Origin of the sequence: Paenibacillus glycinis, assembly GCF_009909185.1 — a bacterium.
GTDB classification, from domain to species: domain Bacteria; phylum Bacillota; class Bacilli; order Paenibacillales; family Paenibacillaceae; genus Paenibacillus_Z; species Paenibacillus_Z glycinis.
This window is the reverse complement of record NZ_JAAAMV010000014.1, coordinates 27,278-52,392: the sequence shown is the minus strand read 5'-3', so window position 1 is coordinate 52,392 and position 25,115 is coordinate 27,278. Positions and strand designations below refer to the sequence as shown.

Sequence of the window (25,115 nt, the reverse complement as noted above, 5' to 3'; positions counted from 1 at the left end):
GCCGGCTGCCCTTCCAGGTTACCGAGCGAAGGCACGCGGGGACGAGCGCTTGTTTTGGGTTGTCGCCGGACCATCCTGACGGGGTCGCGACATTGCGCCAGGACAAGCAAGTTTATAAAAAATCCCAGTTAATAGGCGAATTCGGCGTTCAAAAGCGGGTAAAACAGATTTTTCCGCGTGATGGACGCATTCCGGTTAATTTACGCACAGGTCGGCTCATATACTTTACTGGGCGCAGTACTCCAAGCGTAATCGCAGCGTTTGTCCGCATGCATCGTGCGGGTACGAGGTGCCCAGGATGCCTCTCGCCAAACCGAACGTACCCTTGAACCGCGCGGAAGCGGTACGTTCATTTTCGCGTTGGGCGCCCCCCTCTCCCACCGACAGTCCCGGACATGCGTCGGCCGCAAAAAATCGCGGGTATATACCCGTCCTTTTGCCGCTTGAAGCGCCGCTTTTTCCCGCGCCGGAGGAAATTTTTTTGGGCGTTTCATCCTATTTTGCCGCGTGTATTAACTAGTACAACGGACTTCGGGGAGGAAACGAAATGAATTCGAATGCTTGTGTCGCAATGCTGTTAGCCGGTGGAGAGGGGCGGAGGCTGGCGCCGCTGACGGCGTCCATGGCAAAGCCGGCCGTGCCTTTCGGCGGCAACTGCCGCATCATCGACTACACGCTCAGCAACTGCATCAATTCCGGCATCGGCACGGTCGGGGTGTTGACGCAGTACATGGCGGATTCGCTTCATGCGCATATCGGGGACGGTTCCTCTTGGCGGGCGAACGGACAATCGGCGAACATCACGCTGCTGCCTTCGGGCAGCGACGGCGAGACCGGCTATCTGGGAACGGCCGATGCGATTTACCAAAATATCGGCTTCATCGACGAGCAATCGCCCGAGCACGTGCTTATCCTGTCGGGCGACCATATCTACCGGATGGATTACCGCACCATGCTGCAGGATCATATCGCCGGCGGCGCGGCGGCCACGATCGCGGTCAAGCGCGTGCCGTGGCGCGAGGCCAGCCGCTTCGGCATCATGATGACGGATGAGCGGCGGATGATCCGGGATTTCGCGGAAAAACCCGCGAAGCCGAAAAGCAACCTGGCTTCCATGGGCATTTATATTTTCAAATGGGCGGTCCTGCGGGATGCGCTCCTGGCGGACCGCCGGAATCCGGCCTCGAGCCATGATTTCGGCAAGGACATCATTCCGCGCATGCTGAAGGATGGCACGCCCCTGCTGGCGCATTCGTTTGACGGCTACTGGCGCGACGTCGGCACCGTGGAGAGCCTGTGGGAAGCGCATATGGATCTCATCGACGGCGAGCTGGACGCGGAGGCCGAGACGAAGGCCAAACCTTGGCCGATTCTCTCCCGCAGCCAAAGCAGCGCCATGCGCACCTATCTCTGTCCGAACGCGGACGTTCAGAGCTCGTACGTGCACCACGGCAGCTCGATCAAAGGCGACTTGGACCGCAGCATCGTATTCGGCGACGTCGCAGTCGACGAAGGCGCGGACATTCGCGAAAGCATCCTCATGCCGGGCGTTCGCATCGGCCGGGACGTGCAGCTCTCCCGTGCCATTATCGGCGAAGGCGCGATCGTCGAGGACGGCGCGGTCATCGGCAGCCTGAACGGCGAGGTCACCGTCATCGCCCCGGGCGAACGCGTCACGGCGCATCCGCGCTTCGTCGTCAAGCCGGACCGGCTGCCGCAGTCGATGTACGATCGGGAGACGCCCGCTTCGGCCGGAATCGCCTACGACAAGGTCTAATGCCTATCCATAAGCAACTAACGACCGATTCGCCGCACGCGCCGCGGCTCCAAGCCGGGCAAGCGGGCGGCGAACGGGACTATCCATACGCAAGAAAGCCCGAACGGGGATGGCTGCGCGTCCCTTGCTCGGGCTTTCTTGCGTTTTTCGTGTTTAGTCGTTCGATCACTGTTTTTCGACGATCGCCACCGTGCAGCGGGAGATGCAAACGAGCTTGCCGGCTTCGTCGGAGATCCGAATGTCCCACACCATCGTCTTCCGCCCCCGGTGCAGCGCGGTCGCCACGGCGGCGAGACGGCCGGTTGTCTTTGGACGCAAATGGTTGGCGTTGATCTCCAGCCCCACCGCCGCGTACTTCGACGAATCGATATTGAGCTCCGACGCGATGGACGCCGCGGTCTCGGCCAAGAGCACGGACACGCCGCCGTGCAGGATGCCGGCCGGCTGATGTACGTTCGGGCCCACGGGCATCTCGAGCACGACGCGGTCCATGGCCAGCTCCGCGAATTCGATACCCATGAGGCCGATGACGGAGCTGGCGGCCTTTTCCTTCATCCATGCCGCAAACGCTTCATGGGTCATTCGGTGCAAGTCCAGAACGTCTTGGGCGACGATCATGTCTCGTCCCTCCTTCTAATAGGCTAGTTTCACGGTTATTTCATCGTATGGAACGACAGTGAGCTTCATGCCGCCATGCGGCGGATTTTCCTCTCTCCAGCATAACCGCAAACCGGCCGCCGAAATCTGCTGAATTGCGTCTGTCTGTAAAAGAATTGTAAAGAATTCATTAATCGACATCAACCGACAAACTTAGCATAGTCGTGATGCTATAATTCAACGTGCTTCTTTTTACCTATTCTATACATACAACGGAGGAAAAGCTTAATGTTAAGACGTTGGTTGGCGGGCTTTATTAGTTTTGCACTACTATTTGCGCTTTTCGTGCCGGCGCATTCGTACGCGGAGGCCGGGGACGGGCAGCCTGCGGCAGCCGGACAGGAGCAGGCCGCGAACGATACTGGCGGGCAGGAGCTTCCATTGCCCGGCGGCGAGGGGCTTCCATTGCCCGGTGATCCGGAGCAGGTTGATACGGGAGCAAATGCAGGAACTGTTGCGCTATCTAAGCAAATTCCATTGGCTCCGATCGATGGATATCAGATCGCATTTCTTAATTATGGCGATATCAATTATAAAAGCGCAAATGGATACACGACTCACTTGCCCGTTTTAATTATTAACGGGCAGATACAAGCCGACTTATATGGGAACCTCCCATCTTCGCCTGTTACGATTACATTAGCGGCATCCTATAATCAGGCGTCGACTGGAAAGTCGCTGGTCTACATCGATACGAAAACCATGACCATCGAACAGCTAACCGGTCTAAGCTCGTGGACGATTGACGCGAATGCCGTAGAAGTGCCGATTCATCTAACCACGCTTTCAGATTCGTCAACTGCGGCGCTTAAGGTCGTTAACGGCGATTATGCCGTGAATGCCGACATTGAGAATCCGTCCGATTTGTCTCTTCTGACGAAGCCGGGCCAGCTTGAGTTGATATTTTCCGGCGTGAAAAATCGCATCGGTTATGTATTGGATAAGAAATTCAGTGTTTCTTCCGGAACCGCATTGGAATTTACCGACCAGGACATAGCCGCCGCCTCGGTCACTTCGTTGCCAGAGGGCTTGAGCGGTATTGGATTGAGTATCTATGACTCAACAGCCTCATTAAATGGAATCGATCAATTGATTGCAACCAAGGGGGAATACAGCCTTACTGCCAATCAAAATATTGATTTCGAAGGCGGTCTGCGCCGTTTTTATTGGACGATCGACAATTTCGACGCGACCGAAAGCAGAAAACTGAAGTTCGATGGCGTACAGATCGCATCGTCGGGTTTGTACGTTTCCCCAAGCGAATTAGCCGTGCAAATCGTCGTACGCAAAGGCGAATTTCAGTTGGAACGTATTTTGGACTCCAATTATAAGGATTTGACCAACCTACATCTCAAGCTCACCAGCCAACAGGGACAAACCGTCGCGGAATGGGATCAAGCCGATTGGCGGGTCGATTATCGTTTCGCCTCAGAACCGCTCGAACCCGGATCGTACACACTGGGGTTCTCTTTCTCCGGCCTTGGGCAGGAAGTCGGTTCGATCAAACAGTTTATCTTGAATGAACAGCCGGATTATGAGGATAAGGGTCTAGTCGTGCACGCCCAAAACGAAGCAGGTCAACCGCTGACGGGCGGCCAAGCGCTTCTATTCGTTAAACAGCCGTATTCGGTAGGATACGGAGTCATCGGGACGGAGTATTACACCGACCTCACGTACGAGTCGGATAAATCGAACGACGGTTCGTTTGTCATCCCTTATAACGAATTGCTCAAAGGACGCAGCTATGAGCTCGAAGTATTGGGCACCTCGGCCAACGGCTTGCATGAAGTCGTGTACCGCCAAGCCGTTTCTCGCGAAGACAAAGAAATCCGGCTGAACGGTTCCGGCTTGAAGCATGTTACGGTAACCGCCGATCTGGCGAAGCCCGGCGATTCGCTGATTGTCTCCGGCTTGGACGATCAAGACCGGTTATCGGGCTGGCCCGTGCCGACGCCGTTTGGCGACAATGGACAAGCCGAGCTATACGTGCAATCCGGAACCAAGCTTGCCCTGCAAACGAAGCTGTATGACGCGAACAGCGACAGCGGCTACTTGTTGAGCGGAACGATTGATTCGAACTCCGACGTATCGGCAGTCGATTTGAACGGCGACACGGTGGAGCTTCGAATGGCAGCCGGCCTCGAGCATGCCAAGATCGACGTCAACGGATACATGAGCCAAGACGAAAACTATGCGAAGCACTATTTCATTACCAAGGGATCGCAAATTTCAGCTTCTTATTACGTGGAATCCAGTGGTTATCGCTATACCTTCAATAAGCAATGGAATCCGATCAATCAAGAAACAACGATCGATATCGGCCGTAATTTCATGAATACGCGCACGGATAATCAATATTTCGCCGCAGGCGAACTGAACCGCCGGGTGTATACCGATTATATGGACGAGCAAGAAAACAAGTTGGTCGACGTAACGATTACGGAGATCGCGAAATTAACGGACAGCGTGACCTCCGAGGAGGATACGTTCACGGTGGTCGACGGAGCGAAGCAGCAGCTTATGACGGTTCGGAGCGATCAGGAAGGCGGGCTCGTCTACGGAAAAGCCGGTACACTTGTAGGCTTGCAGCAACCCGCCCAGCCGATGACGGTGTTGAACTATCAGACGTATGATTCGTCGGGCCATACCGTAGGCAATCCGCTGCATGCCTTCTCGCCGACGGAACTAAACGCGAATCTTCCGCTGCAGGTTGGCGATTATGCGCTGAAGCTGAATGCGCAAAACTTCCCGGATGACGTCATCAAACTAGCCGGTCAAGCTAATATATCGGTTGTCGATGACGGCTACAATTTTAACAAACAGATTAAAATCGTGTTGCCGCCAGGTTACACAACTGAGGATGTGCAATCCACAGAGTCCGATATTCAGAAGCTGGGCGATCCGAAATCGGCAGGAAGTGCATGGATATACAAAGGCATTTTAAATATATCCGACCCTAATACCTTAGATGCCGCCCAGAAATACGTACTGCACGTGGCGCTTCATTTGAAAGCCGCAAATGGGGAAAGCATTCTGTATTACAATCAGGTCGTATTGACCGGCAGTCAGCTCCGAGAACTCAAGCAAATCGATTATCCCGACGATGCCGTAACGACGGCACCGGAAGTCAAAGACTTGCCGACCGATTATAGCCCGGCTTCTCCCGAGTTCGAATTTTCGGTTCCGGGTTCCGAAGATAATGGTTTCCGAGCTTCCGTTTTCTCGATGAGCGGGTATGCTGGTCATTTCAAAGTCGAAAAGGTGATCGCAAAGCCACAAGACTATCAAATTGTCTTCAATGGACAGGACGACAGCTCGACTGCCTATAATTTAAGGCGAATCGTGCATGTCGATGCGTCCACGGGCAAATGGACCATTCAAGATCCCGGCATGTACAACATGAAGCTCGATGTAAGTCGACCGTTCATTACCTTTAATTCGAGGATTCCTGGGTCCAGTCTCAATTATTACTTCTACTATGGCGACGATACCATACTACGAAATAGGGCCTTCGTCAGCCCGGGTAAACAGCAATTCGCCTTTGTAACCGAAACAAATAGTCCAGAAGAAGAACCTTGGCGATTATACTGGATATCGCGCCATTCGTATCCGATGGATCAAAATACCGTCGTACCATTCACCGGACATGTGGATGCTGCAAGCTCTTCATTGAAAGTGGCGCAACGTACGGAAGACGGGCAGGTCATACTTGCGGTCGAACCGGAACTGATGAGCGGCGATCTTCAATTGTCCAGCATATCGTTAAATAAGGGATACTTTTATTCCGACGTCCCCGGTATCGTCACGATTAAAGACAGCCATCAAAATAAAATATTCGAAGCGGTCGCATATGAATGGACGGGCGGCTTCGAAATCACCAAAGCATTCGAACTCGGCACGTATACGATCAGTTACCGTATGCCGGTCGGCCCGAATGACGAAGTCATCGTGTCGAATTCCTTCACGGTCGGCGCCGGCAACGGCAATCCCGGCGGCAGTAATCCGGGCGACAATCCCGGCGGCGGCGGCGGACCTGGCGGCGGTCCCGGCGCGGGAATTCCAATCGGAGGCGACGGCTCCGATACGGAGCAGCCGGCATCGCCCAATACCGTGACCTTCAAACCGGAGGATATCCCCGCTCCGGTGAACGGCGTCGTCACGCTGCCGATTCAAGGCAGCGAAGCGGCAGTCCTTCCCGGAAGCATGCTGAGCGGTGCTTCCGCATCTTACGCGCTTGAGCTCGCAGGCTCGAACGGCAAGGTATCCATCCCGGCGGCCGTGCTCAAGCAGCTAGCAGGACTGGTTAGCAACGATCAATTGGCCGATGCGCAGTTCTCCCTGACCCTGAAGCCTGTCGGCGCGAAAGACGTGAGTGGCATCGTCAAACCGTCAGCTGGCACGGATGTCCAGGCAGCCGGCACGGTCTATGACTTAAAGCTGACGATCACGCCGAAGGGCGGCGCACCGGTACAGCTTTCAGCGTTCAACGCGCCGATTACGGTCACGTTCAACGTGAACGCGAATGCCGACGAGCACTTGGCGAACGTGTACTATATTGCGGCCGACGGCAGTTTGACTTATGTGCCGGCTGAACGGGTGAACGGCGCGCTGGTCGCGAAAGTATCCCATTTCAGCAAATACGGCGTGCTAGAAGTAAGCAAAACTTTCGCGGACGTCAGCGCTTCGCATTGGGCGCATGATGCGATCGCGGAGCTCGCTGCCAAGCAAATCGTAACGGGCGTCACGACGACGACGTTCGCGCCGAACAAATCGGTGACCCGCGCCGAATTCACGGCGATGCTCGTGCATGCGCTCGGCTTGTCCGCGACCGGCTCGTCCGGCTTCAAGGACGTTCCTGCGGGCGCCTGGTACGCTTCGGACGTTGCGGCCGCTTACGAGCATAAGCTCATCCAGGGGATCAGCGCCGAGGCGTTCGCGCCGAATAAGTCCATCTCGCGGGAAGAAATGGCGGTCATTTTGGCCAATGCCTTGAAGCAGCTAGGCGCGGCTTCGTCCGCTCCGCAGGCGACGACTTTCAAAGACGCCAAGGATATCAGCAAATGGGCGGCGGAAGCCGTGAACGCCGCTTTCGCGAACGGACTGATCAATGGCGACGATGCCGGGTTATTCAAGCCGAAAGGCTTGGCGACGCGCGCGGAAGCTGCCAAAATGCTCGTCAATTTGCTGCATCAAGCAGCTTTGTAAATGACGGAGACCCGAGCTATCGGGTCATGAAGTCCATAATAAGCCAGAAGGAGCAAGCGCTCGTATTCCGAGTGCTTGCTCCTTCTTTTTGCGACATTTTGTGACAACCTCTCCGAACCGGCAACAGCTATTTCGCCCGCCTCGCGCGCTCACTTCACCCGCACGGAACGCCGCTCCTCGGCCGCCTTCATCGCCGCCTGGATCAGCTTCAGCGAGACGAGGCCGTCGCGCGCGCTGACCGGCGGCTTCTTGCCCTTCAGGATGCAGTCGATGAACGCGTCGATGACGCCGCTGTCGGTCTGGCTGTCGTTCGTCTGGATGCCGTCGATCTCGTACTGCCGGGAGGTGCCGTCGCTGCGTTTTACCTGCACGGGGTAGGTTTCGTTGGCGAATATTTTCACGATCCCCTTCTCCCCGTACAGGGTCGTGCTGTTGTCCTCCTCGCCGTAGTACGTCCAGCTGAGCGAGACGGTGCCGAGCACGCCGCCCTCCGTCTTCACGATGCAGACCATGTTGTCGTTGACGGCGATCGGCTCGCCGTCCGAGTCGGTCTTGTGCAGCGCCCCGCCGAATGCCGCGATGTCCGCGATCTCGTCCTCCAGCAGGTATCGGATCAGATCCAGCTTGTGGATGCCGAGGTCGCCCGCCGCTCCGAGAACGGACCGGTCCTTGCTGAAGAACCACGAATCCTTGCTTTTCTCGAACGCCCAATGCTCCGGCCCGCTGTGGCCGAAGGTCGTCTGGAACGTCAGCACCTTGCCGATCTCGCCGGAGGCCACGAGGCGCCTCGCCACGATATGCGCCTTGGAGAAACGCTGGTTGTGCCCGATCATGAGCACGCAGTCCGACTCTTCCTCGGCCTTCATCATGGCCCTCGCCCCCGCCACCGAGATGGCGATCGGCTTCTCGCACAGCACGTGCTTGCCGGCCCGGAGCGCCTTGACGGTCACTTCCTCGTGCGTCTCGTTCGACGTGCAGACGCTGACGGCATCGATCGCCGGATCCTCGATGATCGCGTCGATGCTCGGCGCGACCTTGCCGCCGAACATGTCGGCAAGCCGCTCCGCCCGCTCCGGATTATGATCGAAGAAAGCGGCGATCTCCGCGTGCGCGTTCGCCGCGTACTCCGGCGCATGGCGGAACTCCGAGATCGAGCCGCAGCCGATAATCGCGACTTTGATTTTCATTCGTCCTCACCCCGTACCCTGAAGTCGGCCTCCAGCACTGAGCTAAGGCCTCTGCCTCTCTATTAACCGTATCCGCACGAGTCGGAAGCAGCGGCGCGCGGGGCGGCTTCGCGCACCCGAACGGACGCCAAGCCCAGAATAGCAGAATCATGCGCCGACTTAGCCGAATCGGCGTTTTATCCGCGGCTCGACTTCGGTATCCTTGCTCTCAGATGGCCATCTGCAGCTTGAAACCGAAGGAGGCATTTATGTCCGGCAGCGGGAAATTGACGATTCATTGGACGACGGATTTGCATATCAGGGACCAAGTGACCGGCCTACCGGGACATCCGGAAGCCGTATTCGCCGAACGACATTACTACGGATCGTTGGACAAATGGCGGCAGGCGGTCGACATCGCCAATCGGGAGATGCCGGATTTGTTCGTCTGCACGGGGGATATCGTGGACGGCAAACAGAGCCTCGCTTCCTTCCTTCCCCTCTGGGAACGCGTTCGGAGCCCGAAGGCGATCATGATCGGAAATCATGATCTGGACAACGGGTACGACTTGCTCGCGGACCAGCTTCGCGGCCCGGCCGCGCCGGTCGTCGCGGGCAGCCGTTTCAACCGGTCCTTCGCGCTGACGGCCGGGCATGGGGTCTCCGCGCGCGTGCTGCTGCTCGACACGTACGTCGGGGAAGACGGCGAACACCGTGCCGGATCCTGCCTTGGCACCATCGAGCGCGAAGCGTTCGCATGGCTCGAGCAGGAGATGAGCGGCTGCCCCGAGCCTGTGATTTTCGTGTTCGCGCATAACGGCATCGGCGGACCGGAGGCGTATTTCGACCAGGAGCATGTTCGGCAATTCGTTCGTCTGGCCGAGAACGTCGGGACCGGCGGCCCGGAGAGCGGTCCGGCGAAGGACGTGTATTATTTTGCCGGCCATCATCATGTGCATCCGGCGGCGGAAATTCGCCGCATGACGCCGAACCTGACGTTCGTCAACGGCGTCGCGATGGTCGCGGAGAGGCAATCGTACGTGAACGCGATTACCCTGGAAGCGGACGGCGCCGTGCGGCTCCGCTATCTAGAAGTCGGCTATCCTTACCCTGAATCACCCATTGAGAGGAGCGTGCTTCCATGACAACAACCGCATTTCGCCGCTGGACCCTCGCGTTCGGCTTGCTGATCGTATTCGGCGCCTGCTGGATCGCCGGGTCCCGTTCGGCCTTCGCATCGGCCGAGAACCCGCCGACGCTGCTCCTCACGGAGGCGATGATCCAATCGCCGGGCACCAACGAGCCGTACCGCTATTTGGAGATTTACAATAACACGGACCGCACCATCGACCTCGCCGACTACAAACTCATGTACTATTATCAGCCCGTCGCGTCCAACCCGTGGTCGAACAGCGCCGCCGGCCCGTCCGACATCATCTCCGCCGGCCGGGCCACCGATATGTACATCCATCCGTACAGCACCAAGATCGTTTGGCTGCTGTCCGACGCGACGAAGACCGTCGCCGACTTCAACGCCGCTTACGGCACGAGTCTCGACGCCAGCCAGTTCGTCTATACGCAGGGCAGCGGATGGGCTTACGCGTCCCAGCGCTATCTGGCGATCGTCAAGGCGCCCTACGGCCAGGACGCGGACCGCATTACGTTCATCCGCTATAATTCCGATGCCGGCACGACGCCATGCACGCAAGGCGTCAACTGCGATTTCGCCAAGGGCGAAAGCGTGGATTATTTCTACCCTTCGGTCTTCAATGCGACGAGCCGCGAGATGGAACGCATTCCGTCCAAATCGCTGCACAAGGCGCCGACGCCGGGGGCCGTATCCGCCGGTCAGGTACCTGCCCCGCCGGGCAAGCTGCTCATCACGGAAGCGATGATTCAGTCGCCAGGCACGAACGAGCCCTATCGGTACATCGAGGTGTACAATAACAGCGGCCAAGCCATCAATCTGGCGGAACAGAAGCTGCTCTACTACTATCAGGCCGTCTCCTCCGAGCCTTGGAATAACAGCGCTTCCTCGGCCGAGGATATCATTTCCGCCGGGCGGGCGACGGATATGAACATTCAGCCCTACTCGACCAAAATCATCTGGCTGCTCTCCGACCCGACCAAGACCGTGGCCGATTTCAACGCCGCTTACGGCACGAATCTGCCCGCGAGCGCCTTCGTTTATACCCAGAATAGCGGTTGGGCTTACACGTACCAGCGGTACATGGCGATCGCCGCCGCCCCGTACACCGTCAACGACCGGCATTCCTTCATCCGCTACAATGCGGACGCCGGGCTGAACGCCTGCACGACGAACTGCGACTTCAACAAAGGCCAGAGCGTGGACTACTTTTATCCCGATTCGTTCGATACGGCTTCCAGGGAGATGAAACGCGTCAATCCGGAATCGCTCCATCAAGCCCCGTCGCCCGGCGCGGTCAAGACCGGCCAGGTACCCCCGAAGCCCGTCACCCAGGAAGCCATGCCGATCGCCATTACGAAGAATACGGTCAACTACGACAAGTATCTGGGGATGAGCACGCCCGGCCCCATCATTCCGGGCCTCAATCAGGATTACATCGTGCAGGGCGCCGATTATTACGCCGCCAAGGACTGGATCCTGCTGTCGTACTACAGCGACAAAGGGGCGCCAAGCATCCTGGCCGCGGTCGATAAAGCAACGGGTCAGCTCGTGAAGTACGTCCGGCTGTACAAGGACCCCGCCACGGCTTATACGGAGCATGCCGCGGGCGTCGCGCTCAGTACGACCAACGGTTGGATCACCTCGTGGAAATATTTGTATCAGTTCAAGCTGGCCGATTTCGTCGCCGCGGTCAACGGCGACAAGCTGATTTTCGACGACGCCATCGAGCTGGAGAACAAAGCCGGCGCCGTCGGCATCGATAACGGCATCGTATGGGTCAGCGAATACGGCCGCTATAACTACGAGACCGATCCCGCGCATGCCATGACGAACCGCGACGGACGCGTCAACAAAGCATGGATGGCCGGTTTCCGCCTGAACGCCGCCGACACGGTCGACCGGACTCGCTTGCGGCCCGGCACGAGCGCCGTCGTGCCGAATTACATCATCTCCGTGCCGGACGAAGTGCAGGGCGTCGAGGTGTCCGGCGATAAATTCATCGTCAGCAAGTCGTACGGCCCGGAGTGGGACAGCGAGCTGCTCGTCTACCAGATCAATCTGAACGGAACGCCGAACGCGACGACCAGCCGCTTCGGCTCGCCCAGCGTTCCTGTCTGGTATATGGACCATGTCAACCTCGTGAATACGATCATGATGCCGCCGCAGTCGGAAGGACTGTTCAGCGCGAACGGCACGCTGTACGTCTCGTTCGAGAACGCCGCTCCGAAATACATGACGGGCTACGCCAGCATCTATCCCATCGACCGCCTGATGGGTACGCCGCTGAGCGCCGTTACCGGCGCTCCGAAGCCGATCGCAACGATGCCGGGCGCGCTCCTTATTACGGAGACGGTGCTTTCGTCCTCAAGCAATAACGCTTACCGCTATGTCGAACTTTACAACAACAGCAGCTCCGCGATCGACCTGAGCGGGCATCAGCTCAATTATTACTGGCGGTACGAGTTCGCCGACCCGTGGAATTACGAGCTGCTGCGATACACGCTGCACGATGCCGGACGCGGGGGAGGCATGACGATTCCGGCGCATGGAACCAAGATCGTCTGGCTGCTCTCCGATCCGTCGAAAACCGCTGCCGATTTTAATGCCGCCTACGGCACGAGTCTGGCCGCCAACCAATTCGTCTACGTCACCGGAGCCGATTGGGACGCGACGAGGGAGCGGTTCCTGGCGATCGCCGGACCGTTCGGCGACAAGGACACGGACCGCTATTCCTTCGTCCGGTACAATCCCGGCATCGGCGATAACGCCTGCGTGCCGGCCACGGGCTGCGACGCCGCGCAAAACCAAAGCATCGCCTATTTCTACCCGGCGACCTTCGATCCCGTAAAACGGGAGATGGAGCGGCGCTCGCCGGCATCGCTCCATCAGACGCCTACGCCCGGAACCGTCTCGACAGGACAGGTTCCGCAATGACCTAAAGGAGTGTATCGTTTGCGCATTTACATCATTCGTCACGCCGATCCCGATTACGAGCGCGACACCATCACCGCCGCCGGCCACCTCGAAGCCGAAGCGCTGGCCAGGCGAATCGCGGCCGAGCGCGCCGCCCGCCTCTATTGCTCGCCGCTTCAGCGGGCGCAGCATACGATGGCGTACACCCGGACGCTGACCGGACTGCCGTGCGAAACGCAGCCTTGGCTCTCGGAGATACGAGGCTGGGACGTGCCGGACAACCGGGGCGGCACGATCGCCCCCTGGAACGTGGACGGCGAGATCATCCGCGGCGCCAAACCATACCCGACGCGAGATACGTGGACGCGGATGGAGCCGTTCAGCGGCGAAGTATTCGAGCAGGGCTTTGCCGAGCTCAAGCGGCAGTCCGATGCTTTCATGGAGGCGTCCGGCTACCGCAGGGAAGGCGGAAAATACCGGATTCTCCGGGAGAACGACGACAAGCTGGCGGTCTTCTGCCACATGGGCTTCGGCCTCGCATGGCTAGCGCATTTGCTCGAGATCCCGCTTCCTCTCGTCTGGTCGGGCTTTTGGCTCCCGCCAAGCTCGGTCACGACGATTTTGCTGGACGCCCGTTCCGAGGAATGGGCGGTCCCGCGCTGCCTCGGCGCGGGAGACGTCTCCCACCTGTACGAGGCGGGACTTCCCGTAAGCCGGCAGGGCATTATCGCCAACTTCAGTTAATCCGCGGCAATACGACCTTCGCCATCTTGCTGCGTCTTGACGCATGACGCTCTCTGCGCAACGAGGCGCATCGGGAGGAGCGCGCGGAAAAGGCTTGCCGCGCATGCTGCAAGCTAACGCGCAGCCCAAGCAGTCGCCGATCCGCGAATCGGCGGCCATTCAATGCCAAGAAGACCCTGTTGTCGCTGCTCCCAGCGGGGACGGGGTCTTATCGGTGCTGATAGGAGATTCAATGGCAACTCGCCGACGAAGGGCCCCTGCTTGCTTTTATCCGCTTTAGATAACCCGCATCGGCAGGAAAGCGCACCTTTTTCGCGAATGGTAAGACATACAAGTTGATTCAAGGAGGCTGCGACATGTTGAGGCTTTTCCGGTATAACTGGCAAGTTCGTAACGAGTGGTTTGACTGGTGCGAGAACGTGAGCGAGGAAGAGCTGCTGAAGAAGCGCACCGGCGGCATAGGATACATCCTTCCCACGCTGTATCATATCGTGGCGGTCGAGTATGGCTGGATATGCGGCGGCATTCAAGAGAAAGCGATAGAGATTCCGTCGTTCGGGGAAGTGGCGAGCTTGCGACAAGTACGAGAGCTTTCCGAGCGTTGCCACGCGGAACTCGCTCCGTTTGTCTATGATTGGAATGACAGTCTTGAAGACCGTATCATGATCGATATCACGGATGAGGGGGAACGGGAAGCCCATGCGTACGGCGAAGTGATGCGGCACCTGATCGCCCACGAGATTCATCACGCCGGTCAGTTATCGATCTGGTCGCGTGAACTAGGCAGGCAGCCGGTTACCGCGAATTTCGTAGGCAGAGGGTTATTCGACAATTAACGTTTTTCCGTAACGAGGCTTTGCGCGGCCTTGGAAAAGAAGGAGACAATATGACTGTCGTAGATTGGATCCGATTGGAGTTCTTCGGCAGCCACCCGATGGGGTACACCAACATCCTTTACCGTCCGGACGGATCGATGGCATATGCCTGCAAAGGGACTGATATACCGATCAATATGCCGGACGGCCATCGTTGGCAGGCCTCCAAGCAGGTGTACCGAAACCTGGCCAAGGCTTTAACGGCTCGGCTACGGGAACAAGAGGATGCTTCCGGATTCGGGCCCGAGATGGTATGCGACGGCTATACGGATACGTTGAGCTGGTCCATTCGCGATGAAACGCATGCTTTCAGCGCGGTCATCGGCATCGGACCGCCAAGTGTCCTTAAGATCATGGAACGAATCAAACGTTTGGCAAAAGACGAGGCAAAAAATTTCCCTTATGCATTGCCTCATGAAGAATTCATCCAGCCGCTTCTCCGACATTCATACTAATGGCTGGCTGTATGAACCCGAGCAGATCCAATAGTGGTCTGCTCTTTCGTTTTCGGGACGGACAGCGCGACTCTGGCCCTTTTAACGGCGGGAGCCTCGGACGTGATCTATCGTCCAAGGCTCCCGCCGTTGCTATGGTTCGTCCAGTACTGTTTGCTCGTTACACTACGATTAATATCCGACCGGCTGCCCCTGTTATCCCTTCACCGCGCCCGCGACCAGCCCCTGTATGAAATACCGCTGCAGCAGCAGGAACAGCAAGGTGACGGGCAGCGACACCGCGATCGAAGCTGCCATCATGCCGCCCCAGTCCTGCTGCGCTTCGCCGAGATAGCTGAGGATGAGCCCCGGGGCGAGCGTGCGCTTCTCCGGCGACGTAACGAGCGTGAGCGAATACAGCAGATCGTTCCAGCTCCAGACGAAGCCGTATATCGCGACCGACACGAGGCCGGGAAGGGCAAGCGGCAGGATGACGCGATGCAGGATGCGCGCATTGCCCGCACCGTCGATCTTGGCCGATTCGATCAGTTCGTCCGGGATGCCGTCGAAGTACGTCTTCAGCGTCCAGCAGCCGACCGGCAGCGTGAAGGTTACGTACGCCAGCACGAGCGAGAGATAATTGTCGAGCAGCTGCAGCTTCAGCATGAGCGCGTACATGCTGAGCAGCAGTACGGCGTAGGGGAACATTTTAGCCAGTAAGAAAAGCAGCATGAAAGACATACGTCCGCGGTACCGGTACTTGGAGAAGCTATAGCCGGCATAGGCGGAGATGATCGTGGTGAAGACGCAGCTCGCGATCGACAGCGTCAGGCTGTTAACGAAATAACGACGGATCTCCCGGTCCCGGAAGACCTCAGCGAAATGATCCCATGTGGGGCGATGAGGAATGAAGGACAGCTCGAAAATGTCGGACGCCGGCTTCAGCGCGGAGTTCAGCATCCAGTACAGCGGGAAGAACAGAAACGCCGTTAGGCAAACGAGCGAAATCCAGAAGAACACCCGGAAGCCTGAAGTGTGCTCGAACATGGGGCTTGCCTCCTTCGTGTCGGTTACGATTTCAATTGCTCGCGCATATGGCGCAGATAAAATGCGGCGAATATCCCCATGATCAGCACCCAGACCAGGCCAATCGCAGAAGCCTTGCCCAGGTCCCATTCGCGGAAAGCGCTTCGGTACACCTCGATGGATAACGTCGTCGTCGCCCGTGCGGGACCGCCTTCGGTCATGACCCACTGCAGATCGAATTGCTGCAGGTTGCCGATCGCGCCGAGAATCAGCGACACGGCGATGATAGGCCTCATGCTCGGATAAATGATTTTCAGAAATGCGGTCACGTTGCCCGCGCCGTCCATCCGCGCGGCCTCCAGCTGCTCGCGCGGCACCGCCTGCAGCCCGCCGAACAAGAAGACCATGAACCACGGCACGCCTTTCCACGTCGATGCCAGGATGACGACGGCCATCGCGTAATTCGTGGAGCCGAGCCAGTTGATATTCTCCGAGATCAAGCCCAGCTTCATCAGCAGGCCGTTGATCACGCCGTAATTGCTTTGGAACATCCACATCCACAGGAAGCTGATCGCCGTGCCGGGCAGCACCCAGTTCACCAGCGTCAGGCTGCGGAGCCATTTGGACCCTTTGAACCCCTGCTGCAGCACGATGGACCAGATGAACCCGAGGATGAACGGCGCGATTGTCGCCCCGACCACGAACGCGACGGTATGCAGGAACATGTCCAGGAAATTGGGATCGTGCCAGAGCGCGCGAAAATTCGCGAGCCCGACGAAATGCCGATCGGCCTTCAGCAGCGTCTGGTCCGTGAAGCTCATGTACGTCGAATTCAACAGCGGATACAGCAGCACGGCGGCATAGACGATCAGCGCCGGAAAAAGCAACAGAAAGCCAAATTGGCTTTCTGTCAATCGCAACCCGCGATTGGATTTGTTCATAGGGAACTTCTCCTTATTTCTTCAACTCGGCCGCAATGCGCGAAGCCGCATCGTCCAGTGCTTGCTGGCTCGACTTCTTGTCCAGCATCGCCGCTTGGAATTCTTCCACGATGATGTTGTCGAGCGCCGCCTTCTGATTGTAAGCATCGGTATCGACGGAGGTGCTGTTCTTGGTGATTTCCAGGAACTTGCTCGATGTCGGGTCATTCTGCACGATCGGATCCGCGATAGCCGACTTCATGGTCGGCAGCAGGCCGCCGTTTTGGAAATAGTAGAGCGAATTGTCTTTGCCGACGATTTGCTTGATGAAGTCGGCCGCCTGCTGCTTGTTCGGCGAATTGTTGAACACGACGAGGTGATGGCCCCACATCTTATCCAGCGTCTTGTCGCCTTGGTTCACCACCGGACGCGGAATCGGCACCAGATGCTTCGTCACGTCCGCTTCCGCGACGCCGTTCGTCAGCTCCAGCCCCTTGGCCAGGATGGAATCCTCGTAGAAACCGACTTTATCCTGCATATACAGGTTGCGTGCATCGGCGCGGGCCATGTCCATCTTGACGTAGCCTTTGGCCAAAAGGCTCTTGTACCAATCCAGCGTCTTCACGCCCGCGGCGTTGTTGAGGATGATATTGCCCGCGTCGTCGAATACGTCGCCGCCGAACACCTTCAGCCAGACTTGAATGTCGTTGCTTGCCGAGGCCGACTTGGTCAGCATGCCGTACGGCACGATGTCGGGACCGAGCGCCTTCAGTTTGCCGAGGTCCGCTTCGAATTCCGCGATCGTGGCCGGCGAAGAGGTAATGCCCGCCTTCTTCAGCAGCGTTGGATTATTGACCATCGAAGTCGCGGACATCGTCCACGGCAGCGCGTACAGCACGCCGTCGATGCGGCCGGCATCCAGCGCGGACGGCTCGAAATTGTCTGCCAGCCACTGCTTGTCGAACAGCTGGCCCAGATCCGCAAGCGCGCCGGAATCCGCCAGCGTCTTCAGCCAGCCGAGATCGGTCTGGCCGATGTCCATCGCCTGCTTGGACTGATTACGCACGAGGATTTGCTGCAGCGTCTGATCCCACGGCCAACCGAGCCAGCTTACCTGCTCCTTCGGATTCGCCGTATTCCAGGTGTCCATCATATGTTGAATAATGGGGATCCATGGCTTGTCCGATCCGGACCAGCCTACCCAGGTCAGGTCGACTTCCTTCGCCGGCTCTTCGGCCGGGGGCGCGTCTTCCGGGGCATTGGCGGCATTTTGCGCGGCGTTGCCGCCTTTATCCGCGACGTTGCCGGCGCCCTGCGAATCGTTGGCGGCGGAGCCGCAGGCCGACAGCATGGCGAGCAGGCCGATCATGATGCACATCGTAAGCGTAAAGCGAAAGCGTTTGGTCACAAATGTCACTCCTCGTTGGGGTTGGTTGGCTTCGGATCGATCCTGTGTTCATTATAAAACCGCCCCCCGCCGCAAAGAGCGCTCGAAACGGCTGAATAACACTACAATCCTGCTATCGGCAGCCGCCGCGCGCGGCCGCGAGCCGCATTGCTGCGGGAAATTTACCTTTTCTTCACGATTGCCATGATCTGTTTTAACGTTCTCCGACTACACTGAGGGGACAAATAAGACGCAGAAAGGAGCGTGCCCGCATGCATCAAAAGCCGCCTGTCCCCCTCTGGTACGAAACGCCGAAGAAACGTCCGCCCGGCGTTCTGGCGACCGAACTCTACGATAAAGCCTACGGATACTTCTGCCACCGTTCGAAAGGAACCAAGGATTGGCTGCTGATGTTCACGCTGTCCGGCAAAGGCATCGTGGAGAACGACGACGCGCCTTACGAATGCACGAGCGGCGACCTCGTCCTCATTCCTCCGGGCACGCCCCATGATTTCTATACCGCCGCGAACAGCGTATGGAAGAAGATGTGGTGCCATTTCACGCCGAAGGCGCACGTCTTCTCGTGGCTGTCCCTGCCGAAGGAGCACAATGGGTTCCTCTATCTCCGGCTCGGCCAAAGCAGCATGCGGCAGCAGGTCGAGCATGCGTTCGAACGGTTAATTCGCTATAACCAGGGCGAACCGGAAGCGTTCGCGGAAGAGCTGTCCGTCAATGCGCTGGAAGAAATCCTGCTGCTGCTCGCCAAGCACCACCACGAAGACGATGCCCGCCTGGACCCGCGCATCAAGGAAGTGATGGATTACCTCTTGCAGCACTACGCGCAGCCCGTCCAGATCAAGGAGCTCGCCAACAAAGTGTACCTGTCCCCCTCGCGCCTCGCGCATCTGTTCAAGGAACAGGTCGGCCATACGATCGTCGACATCATTCAGAAGGAACGGCTGAAGCAGGCCGCGAAGCTCCTGCTGAACACGAAGAAATCGGTCATCGAGATCTCGATGGACGTCGGCTTCAACTCCTCGGCGTTCTTCGCGAGGAAATTCCTGCAGTTTTACGGGATGAATCCGTCGGATTATCGGAAAAGGGGAATGGGGACGAAATCCGGTTGGGGAGGCGGCGGGGAGACGGTATCGGCGGGGTAGGCACGGTTACCCCCCAGGTCGCGCCAGGGAGGACGAGGTGCTTCCGGCCTCTTTAATTCAAGCCGGCTTCCTCCAAGCCCCATGCAAAAAACGGCTGCCCCCGGTCCATGACCGGAAGCAGCCGTTTTTTTTTCCTACCCGCAGCGCGCGTTCAATCCTGCAGCTTAAACCGTTCCACCTGCTCCCACAGCCCTTCCCGCTTCAGGATCTCCAGCTGCTTCTCCCCGATCAGGTCGAAATGCGGAAACGGCTGCCGGCGGTGGATGTACTTCGGATCCAGCCCGTTGCTTCTGCACCAGGCGGTCAGCTTGCCGAGATCGCCGCAGCCGACCTTGGTCACGGTCTTGACGCCCTTGAACCGCGGCTCGAGCCAATAATGCGTCAAGAAGGCGATTTCGCCGCGCGCCACCCGCGCCTTCCACTGTTCCAATTCCTCGCGCTTCACGCCGAATGCCACGGGCGTCCCTCCTTATCAAGCGGCACGGCGCGAGATTCCCTGCACCGACTCTAGTGTATCCATTCCGGCGGCTTGCCTTACTTCGCGGCAGCGGCGATTCGCATCGGAGCGAAGAACTCCTGCTCCACTTCCACCGCGGGCAGCGGCCGGCTGTAATAGTAGCCCTGAATCTTCTCGCAATCGTTGTCCGTCAGGATATCCAGCTGTTCCTTCGTCTCGATGCCTTCCGCGATGACGTCCATGTTCAGATGCTGGGCCATCGAGATGATCGTCGCCACGATCGCCTTGTCGTTCTTGTTCACGACGATGTCGCGGATGAAGGAACGGTCGATCTTGAGCTTGTGGATCGGCAGGAGCTTCAGATAGCTCAAGGAGCTGTAGCCCGTCCCGAAGTCGTCCAGGCTGATGCGGATGCCGTATTCGGTCAATTCGTTCAGGATGCCGGTCGAGACCGCGGCGTCCATCATCATGCTCTCCGTGATCTCCAGCTCCAAATACTGCGGTTCGAGCCCCGTATCCTCCAGGATGCCCTTGATATATGTCGTTAGATTCGGTTGGTGAAACTGCTGCGACGAGAGATTGACCGACACCGTGATCAGCGGTCCGCCCGCGTCATGCCAGGTTTTCATCTGCCGGCAGGCTTCGCGCAGCACCCATGTCCCGAGCTCGTAGATCATGCCGGTTTCTTCCGCGATGGGAATGAATACGCCCGGCGAGACCGTGCCTCTGGACGGATGCCGCCAGCGGACGAGCGCCTCGACGCCGATCATCTGCCCGTCGCCGGCCCGGATCTGCGGCTGATAATCGAGAAACAGCTGGTCGCGCATCAACGCTTGTCTCAGCTCGACCTCCAGCTCGATCTTCTCCTGCAGCTGCGCGTTCAATTCGCCGGTATAGAACTGATAGCCGTTCTTGCCGTTCTTCTTGACCTCGTACATGGCCGTGTCGGCGTTCTTGAGCAATTGGACCGCGTCCTCCCCGTCCTGCGGATAGACGGCGATCCCGATGCTGGCCGTGACGTAAAAGTCGTTCTCCTTCAGCCGGTACGGCACGGCGACGGCTTCGATGATCCGCTCCGCGAGGCGCGCGACCTCTTCCTTCCCGTAGCAGCTGTCGCACAGCAGCGTAAACTCGTCGCCGCCCATGCGGGCCAGCGTCACGCGATAGTCGCTCATGCAGCGCAGAATCCGCTGGCTGACTTCCTGTAAGAACAGATCGCCGTACGTATGCCCGAGCGAATCGTTGATCAATTTGAACCGGTCCATGTCCATGACCATGACGGAGAAGCGACCGGCGTCGCTCCGGATGAGCTCGGCCAGCGCCTGATTGAACATGCGCCGATTCGGCATGCCCGTCAATTCGTCGTGGAAGGCCAGGTATTGAATCTTCTCTTTCGATCCCTTCTCTTCCGTCACGTCCTTGGCGATAATGTAGCTGCCGACGACTTGCCCGTCCTGCTCGACCGGCACGTTGACGACGCTGACGTCGATCCGGCGCCCTTCGCGGTGGACGATCGCGGTCTCGTAATTTTGCATTTCCCCGCCCAGCGACTTCAGGAACATGTCCCGCGTGCGCTCGCGCTCCTCGGCCGCGACGAAGGGCAGTATGCCCTCGATCGTCCGGTTGCGGAACGCGTCGCCGGATAAGCCCGTGAGCCTGATGGCGGCCGGATTGAAGCCGATGATCCGATACTGCGAATCGATCGAGATGATGGCATCCTGGTTGTTCTCGAATAAGGAGCGGTACCATTTCTCGCTTTGCCGGATCTCCGAATCTTTACGGGAGAAACGGTTGGAGATGTAAATGCCGAATATCGAGAGCCCGAGCGTCAGGAGCGTGCCGCCCGCGATGATGTAGGCCAGGAACTTCTGATCCAGCATCATGCCGTTCGCGCCATCCATCGCTTCCGCCATATGAAACCTTGCGGCCCGCATGCCCGTGTAGTGCATGCCCACGACCGCGGCGCCCATAATGAGGCTGCTGCCGAGCTTCTTCCACAGCCCGCCGTGCGCATTCCCTTGGCGCAAATAAAAGGCCAGCCACAAGGCCGCGACGGAAGCCACGATCGCGATCAGGATCGAGCAGGCGAACAAGACCGGATCGTAAGCAATCCCGATCTGCATGGCCGACATGCCGATATAATGCATCGCCGAGATGCCCGCCGCGAGCAGCAGTCCCCCGCTTAGCAGCTGCGCCACGGACAGGCGGCCGCGCCCGACGACGTACAGGGCGACGAACGAAGCCGCGATGACGACCACGACGGATAAGATGACGGTCAACAGATTATAGGCAACCGATACGCTCAGCGAGAAAGCAAGCATGCCGACGAAATGCATCGACCACACGCCGAGTCCCATCGCGACCGCGCCGAACCAGAGCCATCCCCAGCGGTGAATGCCCTTGGCCGTGCTGATGCGGCCGACCAAATCAAGTACGGTATAGGATGCCACGACGGCAACCACATAGGAAAATAAAACCAGCAGCATATCGTAGGAGCCATGCACGTGATGCACTATTGTCCCTCTTTTCATGGATGTAATGGACGCCATATCGCTCACTGAAGAAGTGCAGGTAAAGTGTCGGTCGGGCGACAGTCCCAATTTACTAATCATAAACGGAAATTTGCCATTTTCAAGAAAAAAAATTGTTTTCGCGAGGAACGATTTTTCCCGCCGTTTCGAAAACAGACAAAAAGAAGGACGGCCCCGGTTCTGCCACCGAAGCCATCCCTCCCAGTTGCCGACGCCGGACTGCCGCCAGCACTCCGCGCCGCCCTACGCTTCCTCAACGTCGATGAGCTACGCCCACGCCCCAAAGCCGTCCCCGCTTCTAATTTTGCCGCGCGCAAGAACGCTTGCCGTTCGCTTCGATGATGCCGAAGATGCCCTCGCGAACGAACTCCTTACACGCCGATAGGCAGCGACACCGCGCTCCGCGTTTCGCTGGCTCGCACGATCGCCTCCAGCACCTCTTGATTCCGGTACCCGTCGAGCGCGCCGGGCATCCCATCCGTCGGCAGCCCGTCCAGCGCCGCCAGGAAATCCGCGTACTGCGTGACCTTGCAGCGATTCGGCACGGCCAGCGTCGACCGCGACAGCTGCCCCTCTTCATCCTCCCGGATCAGCACCAGATGATCCGGGTCCAGCGTGGACGCATGGATCGTGCCGCAATCGCCGTAGATCGAGATCTCGTGCTGGTTGCCGGAGCCGACGGCATTGCGCGATGCTTGGAACACGCCCATGGCGCCGCCGGCCATCCGCGCTTGGAAGCTGACGAAATCGTCGACCTCGATGCGGACCATCTCGCCCGTCAGCGGGTCCGGCCGCTCCGGAACGATCGTCTGCATCTGCGCCGACAGCTCCTCGAACTCCCCGATGAGGAATCGCGCGAGATCGATCATGTGCGACCCCAGGTCGCCGAGGGTGCCGGTGCCCGTAATCGCCTTGTCGAACCGCCAAACGAACGGGCAATCGTATTGCGCCGCGCCCCAGCCCTGCAAATATTGGCCGGAGAAGCTCCGGACCGCTCCGATTCGCCCGTTCCGCAGCAGCTCGCGCGCATAGCGGAACGCCGGGGTATAGCGGTAGGAAAAGCCGATCAGCGCCGGAACCGGCTGCCGCTCGTACAGGGCAAGCAGCGGAACCGCTTCCTCGAAGACGCGGGTGAACGGCTTCTCCGCCATGAAGGGCTTGCCCGCCTCCAGGCAGGCCCGCACGATCGCCGCGTGCACGTTGTTCGGCGTCACCGCCACGACGGCGTCCACGTCCGGGTCCGCGACGAGCTGTCCGAAGTCCGCGTAACGCTTGGCTTCGGATATGCGGTGTTTGTCGCCCGTCGCCGACAGCGCGAGCGGGTTCACGTCGCTGACGGCGACGAGCCGGAACCGTTCGCCCGCCTCCTCGAGCCATCTGATATGCGCCTGGGCCATCCCGCCCAAGCCGATTAAACCGATTCGATACGTTTTCATGCTGCATCCTCTCCCTATGAACGACATGATAGCGTGTCTGCCTGCCCCGCAGCAAAAAGAAAAAGGGGCATAACCACATGGATTATCCCCTTTCATCTTACTCGTTCGCCCCAGCTTCTTCCAGAGGATGTCCAAAGGATCGCAGCAATCCGATCATACGCAGCATGAGCATGCCGCTTCTGTTCGCCGCAGCTATATGTTAGCGGAATAGCCAGGCAAAGCCCGATACGACTGACAATACCTACCTGCGGGAACCTGACAGTTTGCGTAGTTTCCTGCATTTATGCAGCATTATTTCTCCAAATTGATTAACACGCACGCCATTCCTGCAAATGTGCAGCAATTCGAATCGTTTTCTTGCATCTGTCTCCCGAATTCGAACAAATACTGCATTTTTGCAGGAACTCGGCCTGAATGTGTTTTAAGACGGAAAATTGGTGCGCTATTGCATCAATTTTCACTCCTGAATTCGATTCGCCCGCAGCCATTCGCCCGCCGCGTCCACGCCCGCGCGCAAGCCGAAGAGCCGGCAGTCCGCGCCGCCGACCCTGCCGCTCGCCGGAAGTTCGCCGCGTTCGTCCAGCACGGCGCCGATCAGGCTGAAGTCGGCGGAATCGTATGCGAAATCCGTGAACCATTTCCATGTTCTCGCGCCCGACTCCGTCATCGCCGTGCCCATCTTCTTCGCGGGCATGTCCGGCAGAAGCGATTCGGCGAGATGGAAGGCGGTGCAGGCGCCGTAACCGGCTCCGAGCAGCAGCACCTTGGCGTTCCGCAAGCCGTACAGCTTGCCGAGCGGCGATGCCATGCCGAATTGCGGGGTCAGCGGATGGTCCGCGACGATCGCCGCCGCATGATTTCCGTTCGCGGAGAAGGACGCCTGCGGGTGTTGCGACCGCACGCTGCCCGGAAACGTGCGGAACAGCTCGGCGATCCGTCCCATGCCCCGCGTCGGCGTGGTCAACGGATCGAACGCCGGCATGTCGCGGTAGATCGCCTCGAGCCACTCCGCGGGGACGGGCGGGTTGGACCATTCGGCCGGATCGCTCCAGTCGCCGCTTTGGGCGGGCATGACGATCGTCCCGGCTTCTCCGACCGTTTCCAGCAGCGCCTGCACGACAGCCTGCGGGCCGCCGCATACCCAGCCCAAGCTCGATAACGACGCGTGCACGAGCAGCGTATCGCCTTCTTCGGCGCCAAGCGCCCGCAGATCGCGAACGATCCGGGCCGCCGTTACCGGCATGGCCGAATTCGCGATGATTTCCCTTTCTCTCATT

Annotated in this window: 17 protein-coding genes; 8 read left to right on the top strand and 9 right to left on the bottom strand. The window is 58.6% G+C overall.

Features of this window, described 5'->3' with window-relative positions:
* Positions 1-547 precede the first annotated feature (547 nt).
* On the top strand, positions 548-1,777 hold the full coding sequence (locus GT019_RS17760; RefSeq protein WP_161744532.1) for a glucose-1-phosphate adenylyltransferase: 1,230 nt from the start codon (positions 548-550) through the stop codon (positions 1,775-1,777).
* A 165-nt stretch (positions 1,778-1,942) separates the two neighbouring features.
* Here GT019_RS17760 and GT019_RS17755 read toward each other — a convergent pair whose 3' ends face one another.
* The gene (locus GT019_RS17755) at positions 1,943-2,395 is read right to left on the bottom strand and encodes a hotdog fold thioesterase (RefSeq protein WP_328803984.1); all 453 of its coding nucleotides are present in this window, start codon (positions 2,393-2,395) and stop codon (positions 1,943-1,945) included.
* A 1,128-nt stretch (positions 2,396-3,523) separates the two neighbouring features.
* Here GT019_RS17755 and GT019_RS17750 point away from each other — a divergent pair.
* Positions 3,524-7,639: an S-layer homology domain-containing protein gene (locus tag GT019_RS17750; RefSeq protein WP_161744531.1), complete on the top strand. Its 4,116-nt coding sequence runs from the start codon at positions 3,524-3,526 to the stop codon at positions 7,637-7,639.
* A gap of 149 nt (positions 7,640-7,788) precedes the next feature.
* Here GT019_RS17750 and GT019_RS17745 read toward each other — a convergent pair whose 3' ends face one another.
* Positions 7,789-8,826 (bottom strand): Gfo/Idh/MocA family protein, encoded by a 1,038-nt coding sequence (locus tag GT019_RS17745; RefSeq protein WP_161744530.1) that lies wholly within the window; start codon positions 8,824-8,826, stop codon positions 7,789-7,791.
* 248 nt (positions 8,827-9,074) lie between these two features.
* Between GT019_RS17745 and GT019_RS17740 the strand changes: the two genes are divergently transcribed.
* The 5 genes from GT019_RS17740 (at position 9,075) to GT019_RS17720 (ending at position 14,942) form a co-directional block, all read left to right on the top strand.
* Positions 9,075-9,950, top strand: coding sequence for a metallophosphoesterase family protein (locus tag GT019_RS17740; protein WP_161744529.1), 876 nt, complete (start codon positions 9,075-9,077; stop codon positions 9,948-9,950).
* Entirely contained in the window at positions 9,947-12,889 is a 2,943-nt protein-coding gene (locus GT019_RS17735; protein WP_161744528.1) for a lamin tail domain-containing protein, read from the top strand. Before GT019_RS17740 ends, GT019_RS17735 begins: the two co-directional genes overlap by 4 nt.
* A gap of 18 nt (positions 12,890-12,907) precedes the next feature.
* Positions 12,908-13,612, top strand: a complete 705-nt coding sequence (locus GT019_RS17730) for a histidine phosphatase family protein (protein ID WP_161744527.1) — start codon at positions 12,908-12,910, stop codon at positions 13,610-13,612.
* 356 nt (positions 13,613-13,968) lie between these two features.
* The gene (locus GT019_RS17725) at positions 13,969-14,448 is read left to right on the top strand and encodes a DinB family protein (RefSeq protein ID WP_161744526.1); all 480 of its coding nucleotides are present in this window, start codon (positions 13,969-13,971) and stop codon (positions 14,446-14,448) included.
* Between the two features lie 98 nt (positions 14,449-14,546).
* Positions 14,547-14,942, top strand: coding sequence for a hypothetical protein (locus tag GT019_RS17720; RefSeq protein ID WP_161744525.1), 396 nt, complete (start codon positions 14,547-14,549; stop codon positions 14,940-14,942).
* A gap of 195 nt (positions 14,943-15,137) precedes the next feature.
* Here the strand turns inward: GT019_RS17720 and GT019_RS17715 are convergent, their stop codons facing one another.
* From GT019_RS17715 to GT019_RS17705, 3 genes are read right to left on the bottom strand one after another with little or no spacing between them, the layout of a single operon-like run.
* On the bottom strand, positions 15,138-15,968 hold the full coding sequence (locus tag GT019_RS17715) for a carbohydrate ABC transporter permease (RefSeq protein ID WP_161744524.1): 831 nt from the start codon (positions 15,966-15,968) through the stop codon (positions 15,138-15,140).
* Between the two features lie 23 nt (positions 15,969-15,991).
* Positions 15,992-16,888 carry a carbohydrate ABC transporter permease gene (locus GT019_RS17710; RefSeq protein ID WP_161744523.1) on the bottom strand — a complete coding sequence of 299 codons (897 nt, stop codon included), beginning with the start codon at positions 16,886-16,888 and terminating at the stop codon, positions 15,992-15,994.
* Positions 16,889-16,901: 13 nt separating this feature from the next.
* Entirely contained in the window at positions 16,902-18,275 is a 1,374-nt protein-coding gene (locus tag GT019_RS17705; RefSeq protein ID WP_161744522.1) for an extracellular solute-binding protein, read from the bottom strand.
* 251 nt (positions 18,276-18,526) lie between these two features.
* Here GT019_RS17705 and GT019_RS17700 point away from each other — a divergent pair, with 251 nt between their 5' ends.
* Entirely contained in the window at positions 18,527-19,414 is an 888-nt protein-coding gene (locus tag GT019_RS17700; protein WP_161744521.1) for a helix-turn-helix domain-containing protein, read from the top strand.
* A gap of 151 nt (positions 19,415-19,565) precedes the next feature.
* On the opposite strand, the gene GT019_RS17695 is transcribed toward GT019_RS17700, so the two are convergent.
* The 4 genes from GT019_RS17695 to GT019_RS17680 all read right to left on the bottom strand — a co-directional run bounded on the left by GT019_RS17695 (position 19,566) and on the right by GT019_RS17680 (position 25,114).
* On the bottom strand, positions 19,566-19,871 hold the full coding sequence (locus GT019_RS17695) for a hypothetical protein (RefSeq protein WP_161744520.1): 306 nt from the start codon (positions 19,869-19,871) through the stop codon (positions 19,566-19,568).
* Between the two features lie 77 nt (positions 19,872-19,948).
* Positions 19,949-22,384 (bottom strand): EAL domain-containing protein, encoded by a 2,436-nt coding sequence (locus tag GT019_RS17690; RefSeq protein ID WP_328803983.1) that lies wholly within the window; start codon positions 22,382-22,384, stop codon positions 19,949-19,951.
* A gap of 389 nt (positions 22,385-22,773) precedes the next feature.
* Complete coding sequence (locus GT019_RS17685) at positions 22,774-23,838, bottom strand: Gfo/Idh/MocA family protein (protein ID WP_161744519.1); 1,065 nt, start codon at positions 23,836-23,838, stop codon at positions 22,774-22,776.
* A gap of 457 nt (positions 23,839-24,295) precedes the next feature.
* Positions 24,296-25,114, bottom strand: a complete 819-nt coding sequence (locus GT019_RS17680) for an aminoglycoside N(3)-acetyltransferase (protein WP_161744518.1) — start codon at positions 25,112-25,114, stop codon at positions 24,296-24,298.
* Between the last annotated feature and the right edge of the window lies 1 nt (position 25,115).

Coding starts and splice junctions, on each gene's coding strand:
- GT019_RS17720 (WP_161744525.1), top strand. CDS start 14,547: ATGGGGTACACCAACATCCTTTACCGTCCGGACGGATCGATGGCATAT.
- GT019_RS17685 (WP_161744519.1), bottom strand. CDS start 23,838: ATGAAAACGTATCGAATCGGTTTAATCGGCTTGGGCGGGATGGCCCAG.
- GT019_RS17735 (WP_161744528.1), top strand. CDS start 9,947: ATGACAACAACCGCATTTCGCCGCTGGACCCTCGCGTTCGGCTTGCTG.
- GT019_RS17710 (WP_161744523.1), bottom strand. CDS start 16,888: ATGAACAAATCCAATCGCGGGTTGCGATTGACAGAAAGCCAATTTGGC.
- GT019_RS17680 (WP_161744518.1), bottom strand. CDS start 25,114: ATGAGAGAAAGGGAAATCATCGCGAATTCGGCCATGCCGGTAACGGCG.
- GT019_RS17740 (WP_161744529.1), top strand. CDS start 9,075: ATGTCCGGCAGCGGGAAATTGACGATTCATTGGACGACGGATTTGCAT.
- GT019_RS17755 (WP_328803984.1), bottom strand. CDS start 2,395: ATGATCGTCGCCCAAGACGTTCTGGACTTGCACCGAATGACCCATGAA.
- GT019_RS17760 (WP_161744532.1), top strand. CDS start 548: ATGAATTCGAATGCTTGTGTCGCAATGCTGTTAGCCGGTGGAGAGGGG.
- GT019_RS17700 (WP_161744521.1), top strand. CDS start 18,527: ATGCATCAAAAGCCGCCTGTCCCCCTCTGGTACGAAACGCCGAAGAAA.
- GT019_RS17715 (WP_161744524.1), bottom strand. CDS start 15,968: ATGTTCGAGCACACTTCAGGCTTCCGGGTGTTCTTCTGGATTTCGCTC.
- GT019_RS17745 (WP_161744530.1), bottom strand. CDS start 8,826: ATGAAAATCAAAGTCGCGATTATCGGCTGCGGCTCGATCTCGGAGTTC.
- GT019_RS17725 (WP_161744526.1), top strand. CDS start 13,969: ATGTTGAGGCTTTTCCGGTATAACTGGCAAGTTCGTAACGAGTGGTTT.